This window comes from Croceitalea sp. W27, assembly GCF_055693185.1.
Genome location: NZ_CM146327.1, coordinates 3,875,913 through 3,896,316 on the forward strand (window position 1 = coordinate 3,875,913; position 20,404 = coordinate 3,896,316).

The 20,404-nt window shown below is 33.6% G+C and carries 17 protein-coding genes; 12 read left to right on the top strand and 5 right to left on the bottom strand.

What is annotated here, in order from left to right:
• The first annotated feature begins 51 nt into the window (after positions 1–51).
• From ACZ1GR_RS17710 to ACZ1GR_RS17765, 12 genes are all read left to right on the top strand, one after another.
• A complete protein-coding gene (locus tag ACZ1GR_RS17710; protein WP_472610175.1) occupies positions 52–1,017 on the top strand; it encodes an MlaD family protein in 966 nt (321 codons plus the stop codon).
• Between the two features lie 8 nt (positions 1,018–1,025).
• Positions 1,026–2,348 carry a 4Fe-4S dicluster domain-containing protein gene (locus ACZ1GR_RS17715; RefSeq protein ID WP_472610176.1) on the top strand — a complete coding sequence of 441 codons (1,323 nt, stop codon included), beginning with the start codon at positions 1,026–1,028 and terminating at the stop codon, positions 2,346–2,348.
• A gap of 10 nt (positions 2,349–2,358) precedes the next feature.
• Positions 2,359–3,147 (top strand): (Fe-S)-binding protein, encoded by a 789-nt coding sequence (locus ACZ1GR_RS17720; RefSeq protein ID WP_472610177.1) that lies wholly within the window; start codon positions 2,359–2,361, stop codon positions 3,145–3,147.
• Between the two features lie 136 nt (positions 3,148–3,283).
• Positions 3,284–3,766 carry an ABC transporter ATPase gene (locus ACZ1GR_RS17725; protein ID WP_472610178.1) on the top strand — a complete coding sequence of 161 codons (483 nt, stop codon included), beginning with the start codon at positions 3,284–3,286 and terminating at the stop codon, positions 3,764–3,766.
• Between the two features lie 101 nt (positions 3,767–3,867).
• Complete coding sequence (locus ACZ1GR_RS17730; RefSeq protein WP_472610179.1) at positions 3,868–6,780, top strand: glycoside hydrolase family 3 N-terminal domain-containing protein; 2,913 nt, start codon at positions 3,868–3,870, stop codon at positions 6,778–6,780.
• 29 nt (positions 6,781–6,809) lie between these two features.
• The gene (bshA, locus tag ACZ1GR_RS17735; RefSeq protein WP_472610180.1) at positions 6,810–7,952 is read left to right on the top strand and encodes an N-acetyl-alpha-D-glucosaminyl L-malate synthase BshA; all 1,143 of its coding nucleotides are present in this window, start codon (positions 6,810–6,812) and stop codon (positions 7,950–7,952) included.
• 6 nt (positions 7,953–7,958) lie between these two features.
• Positions 7,959–8,390, top strand: coding sequence for a hypothetical protein (locus ACZ1GR_RS17740; protein ID WP_472610181.1), 432 nt, complete (start codon positions 7,959–7,961; stop codon positions 8,388–8,390).
• A 108-nt stretch (positions 8,391–8,498) separates the two neighbouring features.
• Entirely contained in the window at positions 8,499–9,677 is a 1,179-nt protein-coding gene (locus tag ACZ1GR_RS17745; RefSeq protein WP_472610182.1) for an OmpA family protein, read from the top strand.
• A 23-nt stretch (positions 9,678–9,700) separates the two neighbouring features.
• Positions 9,701–11,002 carry a phenylacetate--CoA ligase family protein gene (locus ACZ1GR_RS17750; protein ID WP_472610183.1) on the top strand — a complete coding sequence of 434 codons (1,302 nt, stop codon included), beginning with the start codon at positions 9,701–9,703 and terminating at the stop codon, positions 11,000–11,002.
• A gap of 408 nt (positions 11,003–11,410) precedes the next feature.
• Positions 11,411–12,865 carry an MBOAT family O-acyltransferase gene (locus tag ACZ1GR_RS17755; protein WP_472610184.1) on the top strand — a complete coding sequence of 485 codons (1,455 nt, stop codon included), beginning with the start codon at positions 11,411–11,413 and terminating at the stop codon, positions 12,863–12,865.
• A gap of 2 nt (positions 12,866–12,867) precedes the next feature.
• The gene (locus tag ACZ1GR_RS17760) at positions 12,868–13,821 is read left to right on the top strand and encodes a hypothetical protein (protein WP_472610185.1); all 954 of its coding nucleotides are present in this window, start codon (positions 12,868–12,870) and stop codon (positions 13,819–13,821) included.
• A gap of 12 nt (positions 13,822–13,833) precedes the next feature.
• Entirely contained in the window at positions 13,834–15,144 is a 1,311-nt protein-coding gene (locus tag ACZ1GR_RS17765) for a phenylacetate--CoA ligase family protein (RefSeq protein WP_472610186.1), read from the top strand.
• 4 nt (positions 15,145–15,148) lie between these two features.
• Here the strand turns inward: ACZ1GR_RS17765 and ACZ1GR_RS17770 are convergent, their stop codons facing one another.
• The 5 genes from ACZ1GR_RS17770 to ACZ1GR_RS17790 all read right to left on the bottom strand — a co-directional run bounded on the left by ACZ1GR_RS17770 (position 15,149) and on the right by ACZ1GR_RS17790 (position 20,404).
• On the bottom strand, positions 15,149–16,198 hold the full coding sequence (locus ACZ1GR_RS17770) for a sugar-transfer associated ATP-grasp domain-containing protein (RefSeq protein WP_472610187.1): 1,050 nt from the start codon (positions 16,196–16,198) through the stop codon (positions 15,149–15,151).
• A 144-nt stretch (positions 16,199–16,342) separates the two neighbouring features.
• Complete coding sequence (locus tag ACZ1GR_RS17775; protein ID WP_472610188.1) at positions 16,343–17,365, bottom strand: ATP-grasp domain-containing protein; 1,023 nt, start codon at positions 17,363–17,365, stop codon at positions 16,343–16,345.
• 181 nt (positions 17,366–17,546) lie between these two features.
• A complete protein-coding gene (locus ACZ1GR_RS17780; protein WP_472610189.1) occupies positions 17,547–18,623 on the bottom strand; it encodes a GNAT family N-acetyltransferase in 1,077 nt (358 codons plus the stop codon).
• A 37-nt stretch (positions 18,624–18,660) separates the two neighbouring features.
• Entirely contained in the window at positions 18,661–18,903 is a 243-nt protein-coding gene (locus ACZ1GR_RS17785; RefSeq protein WP_472610190.1) for an acyl carrier protein, read from the bottom strand.
• 4 nt (positions 18,904–18,907) lie between these two features.
• Positions 18,908–20,404 carry an AMP-binding protein gene (locus ACZ1GR_RS17790; RefSeq protein ID WP_472610191.1) on the bottom strand — a complete coding sequence of 499 codons (1,497 nt, stop codon included), beginning with the start codon at positions 20,402–20,404 and terminating at the stop codon, positions 18,908–18,910.

Consider the following 20,404-nt stretch of genomic DNA (forward strand, 5'->3'; position numbering starts at 1 on the left):
GACTTGTCTTAAAATTATTCCTAATTTTGTTTATAACAGAAAACTGAACCTTTGAAACTATCAAGAGAAGTTAAAACAGGTCTTATTGTAATTTTAGGTATCCTTTGTGTGATTTTTGGGTACAGCTATTTAAAAGCATCTTCAATTTTTGACGATAGCAAAACTCTTTACGCAGTATATAATAATGTAGGTGGTTTACAGCCAGGCACAGAGGTTGTTATTAACGGATTTAGCGTTGGTAATGTCAATAGTATCCGATTTAAAGACGATACGGGTAAATTACTTGTTACATTTTCGGTAAGCAGTGATTTTGAATTTTCTAAGAATAGTAGGGCCGAATTGTATGATACTGGTATCATTGGTGGAAAAGGAATACAAATAATTCCGGTATTTGATAATTCGCCGATGGTAAAATCAGGTGATACGCTAATAGCAAATATTAAACCGGGTCTTACAGCCCTTGTACAAGAAAAATTAACCCCTCTCCAATTAAAGGTTGAGGGCGCGGTATCGAATGCGGACTCTTTACTCATGAATTTCAATGATGTGTTGGATGACCCAACTAAAAGAGAGCTCAGACAAAGTATTGCGGGTTTAAATGCACTGGTGAGAAGTTTTCAGGTTAGCGCCAATGCCATGAACGACTTATTGGCCGACAACAAAACGCAGTTAGATAGTTCAATAAAAAATATAAACACCACTAGCGCTAACTTTGCTAAATTATCAGAATCGCTAGCTGAGGTAGATTTGGCCAAGACAATTAAAAATCTTGAAGCTACCATTACCAATCTTAATAGTTTATTAGGTAAAATACAAAACGGAGAAGGTTCTTTGGGCAAACTAGCAAATAACGATGAGCTTTATAATAATTTATCCAATGCTTCACGTGAATTGGATTTATTACTTCAAGATTTTAGGTTAAATCCAAAACGATATGTAAACGTTTCGGTTTTTGGAAAGAAACAAAAAGAATATGAACTTCCTGAAGACGATCCTGCAGCGAAGAACGATAACTAACTGATTTTATGGAATACCTTCCAAACATTCTATTTGCGATTGCACTTTTTTTAGGCATCGGTTTTTTTACTAAAAACGTAAGAAAACTGTCTAGAAATATTAAATTAGGTAGAGATGTAGACGTATCGGGCAATAAAGGCCAACGCTTGAAAAATATGGCCAGAATAGCTCTAGGCCAGTCTAAAATGGTGGTTAGGCCTATTGCAGGTTTAATGCATATTATTGTTTATGTTGGTTTTGTCATTATAAATATTGAAGTTCTAGAAATTATTATTGATGGCCTTTTAGGAACACACAGAATATTTGCCCCATTAGGTTCGATATATGATTTTTTAATAGGTTCTTTTGAAATATTGGCCTTTTTGGTCATTGTGGCCGTTGTTGTTTTTTGGCTGCGAAGAAATATCATAAAACTAAAACGCTTTCTAAAGCCAGAGATGGCAGGTTGGCCCAAAAAAGACGGTAACCTAATTCTATATATTGAGTTGGTATTAATGTTTTTGTTTCTTACTATGAATGCCGCAGATTTTCAGTTGCAGCAGCTTGGTGCTGATCATTATACAAAAGCAGGTGCATTTCCGATAAGTCAGTTTATTGCTCCGTTGTTTAATAATCTGTCCGTTTCTTCACTCATAATGCTAGAACGAACGGCATGGTGGTTGCATATTATCGGAATTCTATGTTTTTTGAATTACCTCTATTATTCGAAACATTTACATATTCTATTGGCTTTTCCGAACACGTATTATGGAAAACTCAAGGCGAACGGAGAATTTAATAATGTAGCAGCCGTAACCAAAGAAGTAAAATTGATGATGGACCCCTCTGCAGATCCATTTGCCGCACCTGCGGAAGATGCAGAAGAGCCAGAAAAATTTGGGGCTTCAGATGTGATGGATTTAAGTTGGGTACAGTTGTTAAACGCATACACATGCACTGAATGTGGTAGATGTACTTCAGAATGTCCTGCAAATCAAACAGGTAAAAAACTATCTCCGAGAAAGATAATGATGGATACCCGTGACCGTTTAGAAGAAGTGGGTAAAAACATGGACAAAAACAAAGGTGTTTTTGTTGAAGACGGAAAACAGCTCTTAGGAGATTATATTTCCAATGAAGAGCTTTGGGCCTGCACCACTTGCAATGCTTGCGTAGAAGCTTGCCCGGTAAGTATTGACCCACTTTCAATTATTGTAGAGATGAGACGGTATTTGGTGATGGAGCAGTCAGCTGCACCAACAGAATTGAATAATATGATGTCAAACATTGAGAATAATGGTGCACCATGGCCTTATAATCAAATGGACCGTTTAAACTGGGTAAACGAATAAAGCTATAACTATGAGTGATACACTTCAAGTGAAGACTATGGAAGAATTCATAGCGCAAGGTACGCAGCCTGAAATTTTGTTTTGGGTGGGTTCTGCAGGTAGTTATGATGATAGAGCGAAAAAGATTTCTAGAGCTTTCGTAAAAATACTAAATAAGGCCAATGTTGATTTTGCTGTTTTAGGTCCAGAAGAAAGTTGCACCGGAGATGTGGCAAAACGTGCTGGGAATGAGTTTTTGTTTCAGATGCAGGCCATTATGAATATTGAAGTTTTAAATGGTTATGAAATAAAGCGAATCGTGACATGCGATCCACATTCTTTTAACACAATTAAAAATGAGTACCCGGGATTAGGGGGCAACTATGAAGTTATTCATCATACGCAATATATAAAAGAACTTATCGATGGTGGACGCTTATCAGTCAAAGGCAAGTTTTACAAAGGAACAAGAGTTACGTTTCATGACCCTTGCTATCTTGGGAGAGCCAATTCGGTATACGATGCTCCTAGAGATGTTCTTAACACAACCAATGCCGACATTGTAGAGATGAAACGTAGCAAAAAGACGGCACTATGTTGTGGGGCCGGAGGGGCACAGATGTTTAAAGAACCTGAAAAAGGGGATATGGATATCAATGTGTTGCGCACAAAAGATGCTTTGGAGACTAATGCTAATATCATAGCTACTGGCTGCCCTTACTGCAATACAATGATGACCGACGGGATTAAAGCTCACGAAAAAGAAGGAGAAGTGGCTGTATTGGACGTGGCCGAACTCATTTCAAACTCAATTGATTAAAGTATGCTTGGTAAGACAAGAAAATAGAGATTACTGCTTTTTTGGTTAGTTAGGTTGTTTTTGATTTAGGCGATAACGAACTGTTTTATTTTTCACCGAGCTTTTTTGGTTTAAAAAATATTTTACGACAAAACAAATGTTAGTAGATTTTAAAGATTTACCAGATCACTCAAGAATTTGGATTTACCAGTGTAACCGTAGCTTTTCTGAAAAAGAATTGGAAGAAGTTACGAGTGGATTAAGTGCCTTTTTAACCCAATGGACGGCACACGGTAGCGACTTGAAAGCTGGGTTTGAAATCAAGTATAAACGATTTATAATTATTGGTTTAGATCAGTCAGAAGCCAGTGCATCAGGTTGCTCTATTGATGCCTCTGTTCATTACATTCAGGCTTTAGAGAAAAAGTATGAGGTAGATTTATTGGACAAAATGAATGTCTCTTACAAACAAGGAGATTATGTTGCCTATAAAACGCTGATTGATTTTAAAAAAATGGCCAAGCAACGTGCAGTATCTAAAAATACTGTAGTTTTTAACAATCTCGTTGCTACAAAACAAGAGTATTTAGAGCATTGGGAAGTGCCTGCATCTGAAAGTTGGCATGCTCGCTTTATGTGAATTTTATCCCAAATAAGCTTGATTTCCCCTATTTTCTTTACTTTCTTCGATGAAATGCAATATTTTTAATAGTATTAAGTTGATGCCCTAGACAATTTAGTATGCGTAACTACTTTTACTTTTTTTTCTTTTTCTTTTCTCTTTTTATAGCCAAAGGTCAAACAAACCCTTTGATTACTTCTGATTCAACTTCACAACGGTTATGGGTCGAGGCTAGATATGATGAAATGACCCTCGAAGAAAAAGTAGGCCAATTATTTATGGTAAGCGTAGCTTCGAACCAAAATGATAAGACCACAGCTTCAATTAAGGCGCTTATAGAAAAAGAGAATATCGGTGGAATAATTTTTTCAAAAGGAGGGCCAGTAAGACAAGCAAAGTTGACAAATACCTATCAAGCGTTGTCAAAGACCCCTTTACTAATCGGTATGGATGCCGAATGGGGCCTGGCCATGCGTTTAGACTCTACTTATGCTTTCCCTTGGAATATGACTTTAGGAGCGATTAAAGACAACGCTATAGTCGAAAAGGTAGGACAACAAATTGGAAGGCATGCAAAACGAATTGGGGTGCATATTAATTTTTCTCCCGATATTGATATCAATATCAATCCAAAAAACCCAATCATTGGTAATCGCTCTTTCGGGGAGGATAAAGAAAATGTTGCCCATAAAGGGATTGCTTTTATGAAAGGGATGGAAGGAGCCGGTGTTTTATCTTCAGGTAAGCATTTTCCTGGCCACGGCGATACAGAAACAGATTCACATAAGGCACTGCCCGTTATAGAATTTACAAAACAACGCATAGATAGTATTGAGCTTTATCCTTTTAAAAGACTTATTGAAAATGGATTAAGCAGTATAATGGTAGCGCATTTAGATATTCCTAGTTTAGAACCAAAAGAAGGCTATCCTTCTTCTTTATCAAAAACAATCATAACGGATTTATTAAAGAAACAACTTGGGTTTAAGGGATTGGTTTTTACGGATGCTTTAAATATGAAGGCCGTTTCAGAATTTGCTCCTGAAGGGGAAGTTGAGTTGTCGGCGTTTATGGCAGGAAGCGATATTCTATTGATGCCTGTAGATGTCAAAAATGCTAAGCGTAAGATAATAGAAACCTACACGAATGGAAGCATTACCGAAGAGCGCCTAGCTGAGTCGGTCAAGAAAATATTAATGGCCAAATACAAGGCGGGATTGAATAATTACCAGCCAATTGAAACAAACGAATTATATGATGACTTAAACAGTTTAGAGAACGATATTGTTCATGAAGAGGCTATCGAGAATGCGATTACAGTAGTAAAAAATAAATTTGATTTAGCGCCAATTAAAAGACTGAACAATAAAAAAATTGCATATATACAATTTGGAGATGATGACGGAACTCCATTTTTTAATATGCTCAATAAATATGCAAAAGTTACTAAAGTCGAAGCCAAAGATATTGCCGGGTATCGCGATAAACTCAAAAATTTTAATCTCGTTATAATTGGCTTTCATAAGAGTAATGATAGCCCTTGGAAGTCTTATAAGTTTTCAAAGAACGAATTGTTTTGGTTACAGGAAATTTCCAGACTACGAACGAGCAACACTATTTTAACAGTTTTTGCAAAACCTTATGCGCTGTTAGATGTAGTGAACTTTCAAAGTATCGATGCAACTATCGTAGGGTATCAGAATAGCAAAATTGCTCAAGAAAAAGCGGCACAAATACTTTTTGGCGCCTTACCAGCTAAAGGAGTATTACCAGTTTCTGCTAGTAACGCTTTTCCGGTGAACACTGAAATTAAGACTAAAGAGATAGCAAGACTAGGTTATAGCCTGCCCGAGCGAGTCGGTTTAAGTACTTCTAAGTTAACGGCAGTGGATAGTTTGGTGCAAATGGGTATGGATTCCTTAATGTTTCCTGGAGCTCAAATAGTTGTGGCAAGAAAAGGTAAAATTGTTTACCAAAAAAACTTTGGAAAGCCAACCTATGAAGGTATAGATAGCATAACTGATGACCATATCTATGATTTGGCATCCTTGACAAAAATCTTATCCACACTACCCTTAATTATGAAGATGGAAGAGGAAGGCAAGATTAAATTGAACAATACTTTTGAAGACTTGATTCCTGAATATGCCGAGTCAGATCTTAAAGATGTCACCGTTTTAAAGGCCTTGTCCCATTATGGAAGATTACCTGCGTGGATTGCGTTTTATGCCAGTACTCTAAATAAAAAACGTCAACCGTCGAGTGAGTTTTATCGTAATAAACCATCAGAAGGTTTTTCAATTAAGGTAACCGATAAATTATACTTAACTGACGCATATAAGGATTCCATTTATAATAGAATTGGGCGTCAAGAGTTAAAATCAAATAGGTATAGATATAGTGATGTTGCCTACTATGTCTTTAAAAAATACATTGAGGAAACTAGAGGTAAAAGACTTGATGTTCTTATTGATGATTTTCTCTTAAAATCTTTGGGCGCAACGAACACCAGTTTTAATCCTTTAGAGAAGTTCAAAAAACAGCGTATAGTACCTTCAGAAGAGGATAACTACTATAGGTATGAAACCGTTCAAGGTTATGTTCATGATATGGGAGCTGCTATGCAAAATGGAGTAGGAGGTCATGCCGGCCTATTTAGTAATGCGAATGATGTGGCGAAAATAATGCAGATGTACCTGCAAGGTGGACGTTATGGGGGTGAACGCTACTTAGATTCCAGAACCGTTGAAAAATTTAATAAGTGTTATTTCTGCGATAAAGATGTTCGAAGAGGAGTTGGGTTTGATAAACCGCAGTTAAAAGATAGTGGGCCAACTTGCGGATGCGTATCTCGTAAAAGCTTTGGACATAGTGGTTTTACCGGAACTTATACTTGGGCGGATCCCGATGAAGAATTGGTGTATGTGTTTTTGTCAAACAGAACCTACCCATCATCAAGAAATAATATTCTGGTAAAATCAGGACTGCGAACACGGATTCAACAAGCGATTTATGATTCTCTTATCAATTAGCAACTAAAATATAAGCTAATTTTACACCTATGAAGATAGCTATAGTATGTTACCCGACCTTTGGGGGGAGTGGAGTAGTGGCAACTGAGTTGGGCATAGCCTTGGCAGAACGTGGTCATGAAGTGCATTTTATCACTTACAAACAGCCAGTACGTTTAGAATTGTTGAGTAACAACATTCATTTTCATGAGGTAAATGTGCCCGACTACCCTTTATTCAAATATCAACCTTATGAATTGGCGCTTTCCAGTAAGTTGGTGGATACCATTAAAATGTTCGGAATAGAACTGCTGCACGTGCATTATGCCATACCGCATGCTTATGCAGGATATATGGCAAAAAAAATGCTTCAAGAAGAAGATATTTATATCCCCATGATAACTACACTTCATGGAACAGATATTACCCTAGTCGGTAAGCATCCTTTTTATAAACCAGCGGTTACATTTAGTATAAACAAGTCAGATGTAGTAACATCAGTTTCAGAAAATCTAAAAAAGAGTACGCTTGAAATTTTTGATGTTGAAAAAGAGATAGCGGTTATTCCGAATTTTATTGACAAGAAAAAATATAGTCCAGATTATACGGATTGTCAGCGTTCCCTTATGGCGAATGAAGATGAAAAAATAGTTACCCATATCAGTAATTTTAGAAAAGTTAAGCGCATACCAGACGTTATTCAAATTTTCAAGAAAATTCAGGATAAAATACCTGCAAAATTGATGATGGTTGGTGAAGGCCCTGAAAAAGAGGGCGCTGAGCTGTTATGCGAGAAACTTGGTATAAAAGATAGGGTTGTTTTCTTGGGGAATAGTAATGAAATCGATCGCATTTTATGTTTTTCAGACCTTTTTCTACTTCCATCAGAATCTGAAAGTTTTGGTTTGGCAGCACTCGAGGCGATGATTAATAAAGTACCAGTAGTATCATCTAATGCGGGTGGGATACCAGAGGTTAATAAGCATGGAATCACCGGATATTTGAGTGATATTGGTAATGTATTCGAAATGGCTGAGAATGCTATTGAAATTTTGAAAGATGACGATTCACTTGAAAGATTTAAGACTGAGGCATACAATTGGGCAATACAATTTGATATTTTGAATATTCTACCAATGTACGAGGAAGTTTATGAGAAAGCGTATAAATCCCGGTATAAAAACTCATATTAAAAGCAAATGAAAATTATATTAATTTCAATATTGATTTTAGCTTCATCTTGTAAGAGTCAAAAGAATCTTTCTCAAGAAATAGATGATAATGGGTTAACACTCTTGGTACAAGACGGATATTTCTATACAGATACTTCAGAGACTGCTGTTATTAAGGATGAAAAAGCGTTAAAAGCTTTCTTTTCAAGAGTTAATAGAACCAGAAAGCCTGGAATTCCATTACCTAAAGTAGATTTTTCGAAAGAAGTGGTCTTAATCGCATGTATGGGGGGGCAAAAGACAACCGCTATCCCTTATCTTAAAATGGTTGAAAATAAAGACGAAGAGACCATTATTGAGGTGAAAATGAAGGGTAAATCTGGGCAGGCAATCGCTTATCCTTTTTGCGTTTATAAAATGCCTATCGTAAAAAATAATATTGTTTTTAAATCGTTTTAGGAAATCTTTGTACCTATTATCGATTTTTACTGACCTTTGGAGGTATATTATTTTAGCACTACTTTCATTTGTTCTAATTTCGTTAAGAGATTCCCCAAAAACTTTAATATGAAAACTACAAGATTAACCTTACTTGTAATTGCTTTATTGCTATCTGTAACTGTATTTTCCCAGGAATACACAGTTACCGAAAAAGATTCCATTGTTACCGGTTCTTGGATTTTTGGTATGGGCTCCAACGTTGTAGATGATGCCGGTTCTGAATTCACCGATATTTTTAATGTTAAGGATAATTGGAATATTGTTCCTTTTCCATCACGTTTAAGTATCGGCAGATATTTTAAAAACGGTTTAGGACTAGAAGCCATTGGTTCATATAATAGGTATAAAGAAGGAAAGACCATTGATGGTGATATCCTTTCAGAAAATATAAATTATTATGCTCTCGATTTTAGAGCTAGTTATGATTTAAATAAAATTATAGGAGAAACTGGTTTTTTTGACCCTTATGTTGGTTTAGGCGTCGGTTATACTGATGCAAATAATGTTGGTAGAGGAACTTACAACGCTTCCGTGGGATTTAGAGCATGGTTTAATGATAGAATGGGTCTTGATTTTAATTCTACCGGTAAATGGGCAATGAGTACCGAAGGTGCTACAAATCACATTCAACATGCTGCAGGACTGGTTTATCAATTCGGAATTGAAAAAGGGCTTTCTAGAAAAGGGGAGGAGAAATTGGCCCAACTCCAAGAATTGGAGAAGGAGCAGCAACGTGTTCAAGATTCAATTGACTCGGCGCAAAGAGCTGAGCAGGAAGCAAAGGAACTAGCTAAGCTTCTTAAAAGGGAGGCTGAAGAAGCTGCTAAGCTTAAAGCAGATGAGAAAAATAAAGAGAATACTGAAAAATTGGCAAATGCGAAAATAGCCAAAGAAATTGCAGCATTGGGTAATGTTTATTTTGATTTAAACTCTTCTTATCTAAATGAAAAGGATAAAGATTTACTTGATAAACTCGCCTTGATATTAAAAGCGAATCCTTCTTCGGTAATAAAAATAACATCCCATACAGATTCTAGAGGAAGTAAAGAATACAATTTGTGGTTATCTGAACGCAGAGTAAAACGTACGGTAGATTATTTAAATTCGGTAGGCATTACAAAATCAAGAATTAATGTTGAGGCAAAAGGGGAGTCAGTACCAACTAACGAGTGTAAAGATGGGGTGGTTTGTTCCGAAAAAAAACATAGAAGTAATAGGAGGTGTGAATTTGAAGTAATTAACTAATCAATTAAAATCTACTTTATTTTATGAATTTTAGAAAATTTATTTTTTGGTCAATAGACTTTCTAAAAGGTAGTCCTGTAAGAAGGCATTACAAAGACATTAAGAATATAATAGAAAACTATTCTATTGAAAAGTCTGAAAGTATAAGAAAGAATCATTTATCAAATGTTCTTAATCATTCAGTAAAAACTGTTCCTTTTTATCAAACAGTAAGAGAATATAGAAGCTTAAATGATTTTCCCGTAATAGATAAAGGGATTGTAAGAAATAATTATGAATTATTTAAATCCAGTTTTTTTGCAGATAAAAAAAACACTCCAGTAGTAACTAGTGGATCTACGGGTACACCATTTAAGTTGTTTCATGACAAAAACAAAAGACATCGCAATACTGCAGACATTATATATTTTGCAAAGAGCGGAGGTTTTGAAATAGGTGATAGCTTAATCTATATGAAAGTATGGAATGATATCAACAAAAAATCTCTGTTTAAACAATGGGCTGAGAATATTAAGCCATATAGTATACATAATTATACCAATCAAGATATTCATGAATTATTGTTTAGACTGCGAAAGGACAAATCGCGGAAGGGTGTGGTTTGTTTTGCGTCTACCTGCGACGTTTTGATAAACTATATGGAAGAGCACAACATTCAACCTTACAACTATAATATCAATTCAATAATAGCTAATTCGGACGCCTTAAGTAATCATACAAAGGATAAAATGGAAGAGTATTTTATGGTACCAACACTATCCAGATATTCTAATATGGAATGCGGTATGATGGCACAGCAAGGCTATGACGGAGGTTATGAATATAACATTAATTGGGCAAGTTTTTACATTGAACTTCTGGATCTTGAGGAGGATAAACCGGCAAAACCAGGAGAGATGGGCCGAGTGGTTGTTACAGACTTATTTAATTATTGTATGCCGTTGATAAGATACAATACCGGGGACCTAGCTTTCTTAAGTGCAAATAAAAAAAGTGAAAATGGAGCCCCTGTATTAGAAAAAATTGAGGGTAGAAAAGTGGATTTGATAAGAGATGTAAATGATAAAGTAATTACATCACATATTGTTACAGTAAATATGTGGAAATATGAAGAACTCAAGCAATATCAGTTTGCACAAATAGGAAAAGGAGAATACCTTTTTAGATTAAACCCTTGGACTACTTTTCCTCGAGAAGAAGAATTGATTAATGAGTTTAAAGGTTACTTAGGTCGAAATGCCTTAATAAAAGTTGAGTACGTTACCGGAATTCCATTACTCCAGTCTGGAAAAAGAAAACTAGTGGTTAATGAAATTGGAAATTAATTTACTAAGTGGATAATTTTAGAATCAAAATATTGGCAACGCATTGGGTAAACGTTGTGGTAATAGTTATTATATGGCTATTTGAACTTATTTACTTCAATAGATTGGAAAGTTTTAATATTGTCTCTTTTTTTGAAGTTGGAATGCACATAGTTTTAATTCTGGTTGTTATAATCGTTTTTTTTGAGTTGTTCTTTATGCGCCCTGAAAAGAAAAGTGTGGAAGTTTTACTTTTAGTTGGTTGCTCAGTTCTATGTAGTCCATTTATATATTGGACCTTAAAGAACCCTCGAACGACAAGTATAAACTTATTTGCTATCAGTATTATAATTGTTGTCTATTTAATTAGAAGAAATAGGCTACTAAAGCTAATTTGAGATTTGTAATTGGGGTTTTGTCAATAAAATTATGGCGTTTAATTCACTTGAATATTTTATTTTTTTACCAGTTGTATTTATATGCTATTGGTTCTTATTCAAAAAAAGCATTAGAGGACAAAACCTTTTAATTTTAATTAGCAGTTATTTTTTTTATGGTTTATGGGACTGGCGTTTTCTTTTTTTAATTTTTGCAAGTACCCTGGTAGATTATTTTGTTGGACTAAAAATACATGATGTAAGGCAGAACAAAAGAAAGCAAAAAATTTGGTTGTGGGGAAGTATAATATTTAATGTATCCTTACTTGGCTTTTTTAAATACTATAATTTCTTTGCAGATTCTTTTTTAGAAATGTTCCAACTTTTTGGATATACGGTTAAAAGTAGTTGGACCTTAAGTATTATTTTACCAGTAGGTATTTCTTTTTACACCTTTCAGACTATGTCCTATTCATTGGACATCTATTACAAGAGGATAGAACCGACTAAAGATTTATTGTCTTTTGCCACATTTGTTGCTTTTTTTCCGCAATTGGTTGCTGGTCCTATAGAAAGGGCTTCAAATTTATTAGGTCAAATAACAAACAATAGAAAATTTAATTATGACCAGATTGTAGCAGGACTTAAATTAATTCTTTGGGGCTTATTTAAAAAAATTGTTATTGCAGATGGTTTAGCACCAATAGTAGATGATATTTTTGCAAACTACTCTAGTTATCCTTCATCAACGTTAATTCTTGGAGTGACTTTATTTAGTTTTCAGGTGTATGGTGATTTTAGTGGTTATTCAGATATAGCTATTGGTACGGCAAAATTGTTTGGCGTAGAGCTTATGTCAAATTTTAAGTTTCCTAATTTCTCAAGGAACGTGGCTGAATATTGGCAGCGATGGCACATTTCATTATCAACTTGGTTTAGACATTATGTTTATATTCCTCTAGGCGGTTCTCGGGTTAGTAAACTATTATCTGTCAGGAATATTTGTATCATTTTCTTAGTTAGTGGTTTTTGGCATGGAGCCAATTGGACATTTATTTTTTGGGGTGCTTTTCATGCTCTGGCCTATATTCCTATCTTCCTTTTGGGACGAAATACTATTTATAAGAATACTGTAGTTGCTCAAAATAGTCCACTGCCATCATTTAAAGAAATGGGGCAATTAATGCTCACGTTTTCAATAGTAACCTTTTCTCGAATATTTTTTAGATCGGAATCGATTACCGACTCTTTTAATTTTATCTCTGGAATCTTTAATAGATGGGAGTATGCATCATACGAACATCCAATGGGATATCGAATGACCGATTATTTTATTTTAATATTTGTGTTTGTTATTTATGAATACATTATTAGAAAGGATGAACGGAATCCATTCAAATTTGATTCTCAAATAGTTAGGTTTTTGACTTATACACTTGTAATTTTTGCCATTCTATTGTTTTATGATAGTGGTTTTGATAGATCGTTTATTTACTTTCAATTTTAGATATGAAAAAACTTGTTTTAAAAACGGGGGTTTATATGGTTCTAATACTATTGGTACTCGAGGTTTTAACCAGAATTTTTTATTTGGGAGAAGATAAGCCCTCAAGGTTTTTGGATGATAAACAAGTTGAAAAATGGGTTCCCAATCAGGCGGGGTATGATATTACAGGGAACAGAAATCAAAACTTTGTAAAGTATAGAATTAATAACTCAGGCTTTAATTCATATAGGGAGTTTGTACCATCGCTAGAAGATATTGAAATTGCTTTGGTTGGAGATTCTTTTATTGAAGGATTTCATCAACCGTACCAAAATTCAATTGGAAAAAAAATAGAATTAGCATTTAGAGATAGTGTTAAAGTTTTTGAATACGGGTACGCTGGCTATGACATGGCAGACCAACTTCATTTAATAAATGCATATAAAGATGAATTTAAACTCATCGATAAAATTTACATTAAACTTAAGTTTTCCAATGATCTGCAAAGAGATGAATATACAATAATGACTTCTAGGTTAAATATGGAGTCTAAGTTGAATAAGACCTTAAAAAAAAGCAAACTGCTTACTTATTTTGCAGAGATAGGAATATTGGATTCCCCAAGAAAGTTGATGGGTGATGCTTTGTTTAAGTTAAAGGGCGGGAAAAGAGTTATAAACCCGCCAAAGTCTAAAAAATTTCAAGATAGTTTATACTTAAATAATTTTATTAGGTTGGTTGCCCTTTATGGATATGACAAAAATAAGACTACCTTGTTAATGGATAAAAGTGAGACCAGCATTTTGTTTTTGGACTATTTAAATCAACATGGGTATGACTATATTGACTTTGGGAATAGGTTAAACAACGCTGATAAAAAGACCACTTTAGTGTATGATAAGCATTGGAATGACTATGGAAGAAAATTAATTTCAGAAATTGTCGTTAGTGATTTAAGAAAAACATTGAAACATTAAAAGCTCCTTCATATGCTTAACAAAGCAATAAGTTATATCAAAAGAAATGGATTCTGGTCTCTAGATTATTTAAAAGGAGGGTCGATTAAAAAAAATCTTTTGGATATTCAAGAAAGTTTTTCTTTTAAGGATTTTAAAAGTTTACAGAAGAAAAATGCACCGAGGTTACAGGAGTTATTAAATACTGTTGTTAACTCTACAGATTTCTATAAAGAATATAAAAATTTTAAGAGCTTGAATGACTTTCCTGTAGTTAATAAAGCAATTATTAAAGAAAATTTTGATTCGATTAACATTAAGGCTGTAAATAAGTCGGATTGGATTAATGTAAGCACTAGTGGATCAACAGGAACTCCCTTTAAAATTTATCAAACAAAGGCAAAAAAAAGCAGGAATACCGCAGACACCCTCTTTTTTGCACAACATTCAGGTTTTAGCCTAGGTGACAAACTATTATATTTAAGGCATTGGGCTGCCTATTACAAAAAGCCCAAGCTTATCGCATGGATTCAAAACATAAAACAATTAGAAGTTGAAGATTTAAACAAACAGTATATTGGAGAATTAGTCGAAAAACTCCAGCAGGATAAAGGAGTTAAAGGCTGGTTAGGTTATCCTTCTGGATATGAAAAAATTTGTAATTATTTGGATGAAATTAAGTCTAAACCGGTTCTTTGTAATATTAACTCCATAATTGCAATGTCTGAACCCTTATCTAAGGATTTAAAGGAAAAAATGCAACATTATTTTAACTGCCCTGTTGTTTCTCGATACTCAAATGTTGAAAATGGTATTATAGCTCAACAGGTACCAAATAGTGATAATTTTCTAATTAATTGGGCGAGCTATGTAATTGAGATTCTTGATTTGGATAAGGATGAGCACGTAAAACCTGGAGAAATAGGAAGAATAGTTATTACGGATTTATATAATACGGCTACTCCCTTAATTAGATATGATACCGGAGATGTTGGAAAACTTAAGAGTCAAGAAGATAATACCAGTAATTTTCCTATGTTCGAATCAATACAGGGTAGAATAACCGACATACTTAGAGATACTAATGGAGAAAATGTAAATCCTTTCGTGTTATATAATAACTTGTATCGCTATCCGGAGTTGAATCAAATCCAACTTGTGCAACAAACGGATAGGGATTATTTATTCAAAATAAATTGCACCAAACCTTTTCAAAGAGAGAGGGAATTTTTAGATTTTTTTGGAACATTTTTAGGAAAAGGTGCTAATATCAATGTTGAATATGTAAATGAGATACCTCTTTTAAAGTCTGGAAAAAGAAAAATTATTGTAAATCTTACTTAAGAATTTAAGCGTTTATAATTAATTCATTTACCGCAGGATGATTTAAATACCCCTGAGTAGAAAGTTCGGTCATGGTAATATTCGAGTCATGATTTCCTTCAATGATTACTGGACCATCAGGACTAATGGCGATATCCCATCCTACTAGACTATTTGGCAAAATAGAACTCATTTTCATTGCAAGTTCTTTGGCCTCATGGTAAAATGGCACTTTAAAATCCTTAAACTCAAATCTTGTATCTGGGTGCTTGGTATATTCTTTCCCTCCATATTTCATCTGCGCGTATCCTTTATCCAATAAACGACCGGTGTTATCATCTATAGAAACGAAGAAGCCCCCTTTTGAACGGTTATCTATCATTCTCCCTTCAGTGCCAAATCTAATTACACTGCCTAAAAAATGCCTTTTGCCATTACCATCGACAATTACGTCCATTCTGATAGTATTGATACTATGCGTGTATATTGTATTGATTTCCATGTGTTGCTCCAAGCATTCTTGATGAATGTAGGCACCAGAAAGTATTAAATGCCCATGTTCTTTTACTTGCTCAACTAGTGTTTTCTTAAGGATGACAAAAATCCCAGCTCCTCCTTTGGCGTCAATATTTTTAACTACAATTTTTTGATTTTTTGACTTGGCCAATATGTCATCAAGAAATTTAATTAACCTGCCACTATCATTAATTTTAATATGCCTTCCTTCGTAATAAAAGTTATTATTGGTATTATAACTTATAGTTTGCGGTGACGGTATCCTGTGTTCTTTACAAAAGAAAGAAAACAACAATTTATTGGTAAGAATTTTTTCCAATAAAGGGTTATATAAATTTTTAGAATTAATAATTTTAAAGTACTTGCTATTCGGGATAAATTTTCTGTAATGGATAAATTCTTTTCGGTATAAAAACCTTGAATAATAATGTGAGGGAAATTCTTTATGTACATACCATAAAATGATGAATTCTTTTAGCATCTTAGAATACGGCTTGGCGCATGGCGCATTGAGGTCTTTTATAATATTTTTTATTAAAGAGATTTTTAAATATGACATTTTCCTGGGATTTTATTTGGTAAGAGTACTTTTTAGAAGCTCTAATGGCCAAAACCGTATTACTTTTTAATTATAAATCCAGGGAAACTTTATAGAATTAAAAACTTAGTTGAAATGGGTTATAATGTTCTAAATTTTAATTTATTATATTTTTTCTATTGGAATGTTCATTAGTTGATCGTATTTCGAAAAAGCAATTCCATCTTTATAGTTGTCATATTTTTGAACATCGCTTTTCCCTTCAAGCCATGACACATAAATTGAAGGAGTGTCTATTCCAGCTTCATGCGAAAAAGGATATCCTCCCCCAAATCTTGGGTTCATCTCCAAAAAATAGATTTCGTCATTTGAAACGAAAAAATCACAGTCCATGTTCCCAATATGATTGGTATGTTCAGCAATTTTCTTTGCTGCATCTGAAAACTTTGAATTAATTATTGACACAGCTTTATCTGTTTCACCCGAGCGCATTGCTAGTTTTTTGCGGGTAAAAGAGCCATAAAAATCACCATCGAAATCATTTAAAATATCTATCCCATATTCCTCACCGTTAATTTTTTCTTGTATTACAATACTACTGTCTAATTCTTTCGAACTGGCATTTTTAAGTATTGATTTTTTTATTCTATTTAACTGAAGCTCATAACTCAGCAATAACTCTCGTTCGTCTTCTACAATATCTATTCCTATTGAAGCACTCCCCCATCTTGGTTTAACAACTAAGGGATATGAAAGTTTATTGAGACTTATATCCTCAATAACTTTATCTTTATCAATATAGGTTTTTGGGGTTCTTATATTAATACTTTCAAAAAATTCATAAGTTTTCCACTTATCAAATGCAATATCAATAACGTTTGAATCTGAAATAATGACTTTTGCCCCAGTTTTTTCAATTTTGTCCTTATGCTCTGATAAAATAGGAAGTTCTAAATCGTTTAGGGAGATTACGGCATTGACCTTTTGTTCTGTAATAAGTTTAATTAAGGAATCTACATAGTTATCGCTATATATTGATGGTAGTTTTAAAGCAATATCGGCATCAACTAATGCTGGTGCGGAAAGCTGAAAATCTGCGGCAATAACTTTACCTTTATCTTTTAGTGCTGTTTTGAAGTAGTTTATGAGGTAATTTCTTCTTCCAGCACATGTAAATAGGATGTTCATATTTTTATTATTAATGGCTATCTAAGCTAATGTATTGTTTATTTAGTTTTGTAAGTCTATGGTTATCTTGATAGTTAACGTTTCTAAAAGGTTTTTCTGATAGTTTGCAAAAGTTTTGTCCGAGCTATTGGTGGCAAAAGGTATTTAATGAAGTAATTTACTCGAAATTTGCAAATTGATATTATTTTTCTTTTCGATACAGAGGAAAAAAATCAATATGTTTATTATTTCTTTTAGTCTCTACTTGTAGTACTTCATTACTTTTTTTGATTAAACTTGAATAAACTTCAGAATTAAGTATTTTCCTCCCGGTATAGTAATTTACATCATCATCTTTAGGAAAAAAGGTTTTCTTGTATGCATATAAAGAATCACCATCTTTACGACCACCTCCAAGTACATAATACTGAAATCCGTTTTTTCTGCCCCAATTCATGACTTCTGTCTTCAAGAAATCGTTTGGCCTGGTTTTAAAATATTCTGCTTTGGTACCGCCAAGAAAAGAATATATGGTTCTATCTGACAACAAAACCAGTTCTGTAGAAACATTGCTTTCGTTTAAACTTACCATTACCAATGCACAATTTTTCGGATTGTTTTGAACCAATTTTTTAAAATGTTCAACATCATAATAGTAACTTTTAGTCGCAGTATTTCGTTGCATAGTTGATATATAGATATCATAGAAATCTGAGATTAGAGAATCTTTAATATCCTTATGGTATAGTCTAAACTTCAAGCCATTTTGAATAGCCTTTCGGTAATTATTACGGACTTTTGGTTTAAAATTATCCCATTGCTCTTTTTCTTCAGGTAGTATTCTGCCACGGACGTTTCTTAAAGCATGTACTACTTCTCCCGAATAGTGATTATGATTCTGTATTAGGCTGAACCTTACAAACTCAGTAATAACATTTTTTTCTATATACCAAGAATCGATTTTCGACCAAAATCTAATCAAGATACTTTTATCTAAATCGTTATCAAAAAGTGGACCGCTGTAACCGTATGGACTTATAACATCAAAAAAACCAGTTTCTTTTCCATTTAAATTAATAGATCTAAGATAAAATGGCATTAAGATAACGGGGACATTATTATTGAAGTAAACAAAATAATTTAAATCGTAGTCTTTATCTAAATTAAAAGCCAATAATTCTGGTTTGTAAAAAGGGTTATTAGGATTAATGGTATTCAGATATTCATTGTATCTTTTTATATCTTCTGGTGTTGATAATTTTTGAATTAATAGTCCCATGGGGTTTTATGACAAAGATGTTAATGGTTAGTCTGGTTTATGCTAATTTTCTTTGTATCGAAATGACCAAATCTCCTATATTTTTCATTTCCAGTAGTTCCATTAAAGAGAACTTTAAGTTGAATTCTTTTTCTACCTCATTCATTATCATCATGTGCGTTATAGACTCCCATCCCTCGACATCGTTTGCGGTTGTAGTTTCATTAAGATTAAAATCACCATGTGAAAGTGTGTTGGAGAATATGGCTTCGATTTTCTCCATGATTTGATTTTTTTCCATTGCGTTAATTTATAATTGCTCTTAACTTCTTTCTGTCAATTTTTCCGTTGCTACTCATAGGAAATTCGTTCAGAAACTGGTATTTTGTGGGAACCATGTAAGGGGGAAGTACAGTTTTCAATTCTCGATTGATGCCATGAATATCGGTATTTTTACCGATTATTACTAATGCCAATTCGGTATTTCCCAATTCATTAGTTATATCAATCGCAATAAGGTCGGTATTGGGTAGTATTTTTTTTGCGTTGTATTCAATTTCACCTAATTCTATTCTATTCCCCCTAATTTTTACTTGAAAATCTTTTCTTTCGATATATAGCAAATCACCTTCACTATCTTTTATACATACGTCACCTGTTTTATAAAACCGTGAACTTAATCCTTCTTTATTTTTGGTAAGAAAAAACTGTTTACTATTTAGTGTTTTGTTATTGATGTAACCAGATGTAAGCTGTTTTCCAGAAAGGCATAGTTCTCCTTCTACACCATTGTCTACATCAAGACCATTTTCACCAATTATTCTATAGTCGACTCCGCTCCATGGTTTACCAATGGATAATACACCATTTCGGGTCTTGCGATTTTCAGGTTGCGTACAGTCATAATAGCTTGCGCAAACTGTGAATTCAGTTGGTCCGTAGTGATTGAAAATTTTACTGTTCGGTATACTCTTTTGCCATTCTTCAATAATATCTACAAATAGTTTTCCACCTCCAAAAATACAATACCTTACGAATGGAGCATCTATTTCGTTAAAGTATGGTCTAAGATAATGTATAATAGATGGTACCATTTTAATTACCGTTAACTTATGTTTTGTAAGTAATTTAAATACTTCTAAGTATTTTATACTTTGGGTAGGTATTGTATAAATACACGCTCCTGCAAAAAGCCCTGGTAAAAGGGCAGTTATAGAAGCGTCAAAAGTAAGGTCGTACATTTGCAAACACCGATCAGAACTTTTTAAAACAAAATTTGAATCATTAATTACTGAAAAGATCAAAGTGTTTAGGTTTTCAAAACTAATAGGGATTCCTTTAGGCTTACCTGTGCTTCCACTTGTAAATAAAATATAAGCTATCTCGGTTGGTTCAAAATTCTTTATTTCAAAATTTTCAAGTTTACTTTCGTTTAACTCTTTTGTATTAAGAACCTTGAAAGAATTTGTTTCTAAGTATCTATTGGAAGAGTCTAATACATATTTTGACTTTATTTGTTTAAGAATATCATTGTTTCTCTCCAAGGGAGCATCAGGATTAATAGGTATGTATGCTTTGCCTTCCATCCATAACGCAAAGATTGAAGCATAAGTTTCAATGTCATTATTTGTAACTAGACCAATTAATTTTTCAGTTGAATCGGTTTTATTCTGAATAATAACCCTAATATTATTAATTTGAATATTTAAGTCTTCGTAGGCGAAGAATTGATTAGCGATACAAAACGCCTTTAACCTCGAATTTTTATGGAAAGATTGATGAAGTTTATGGATAAAATTCAT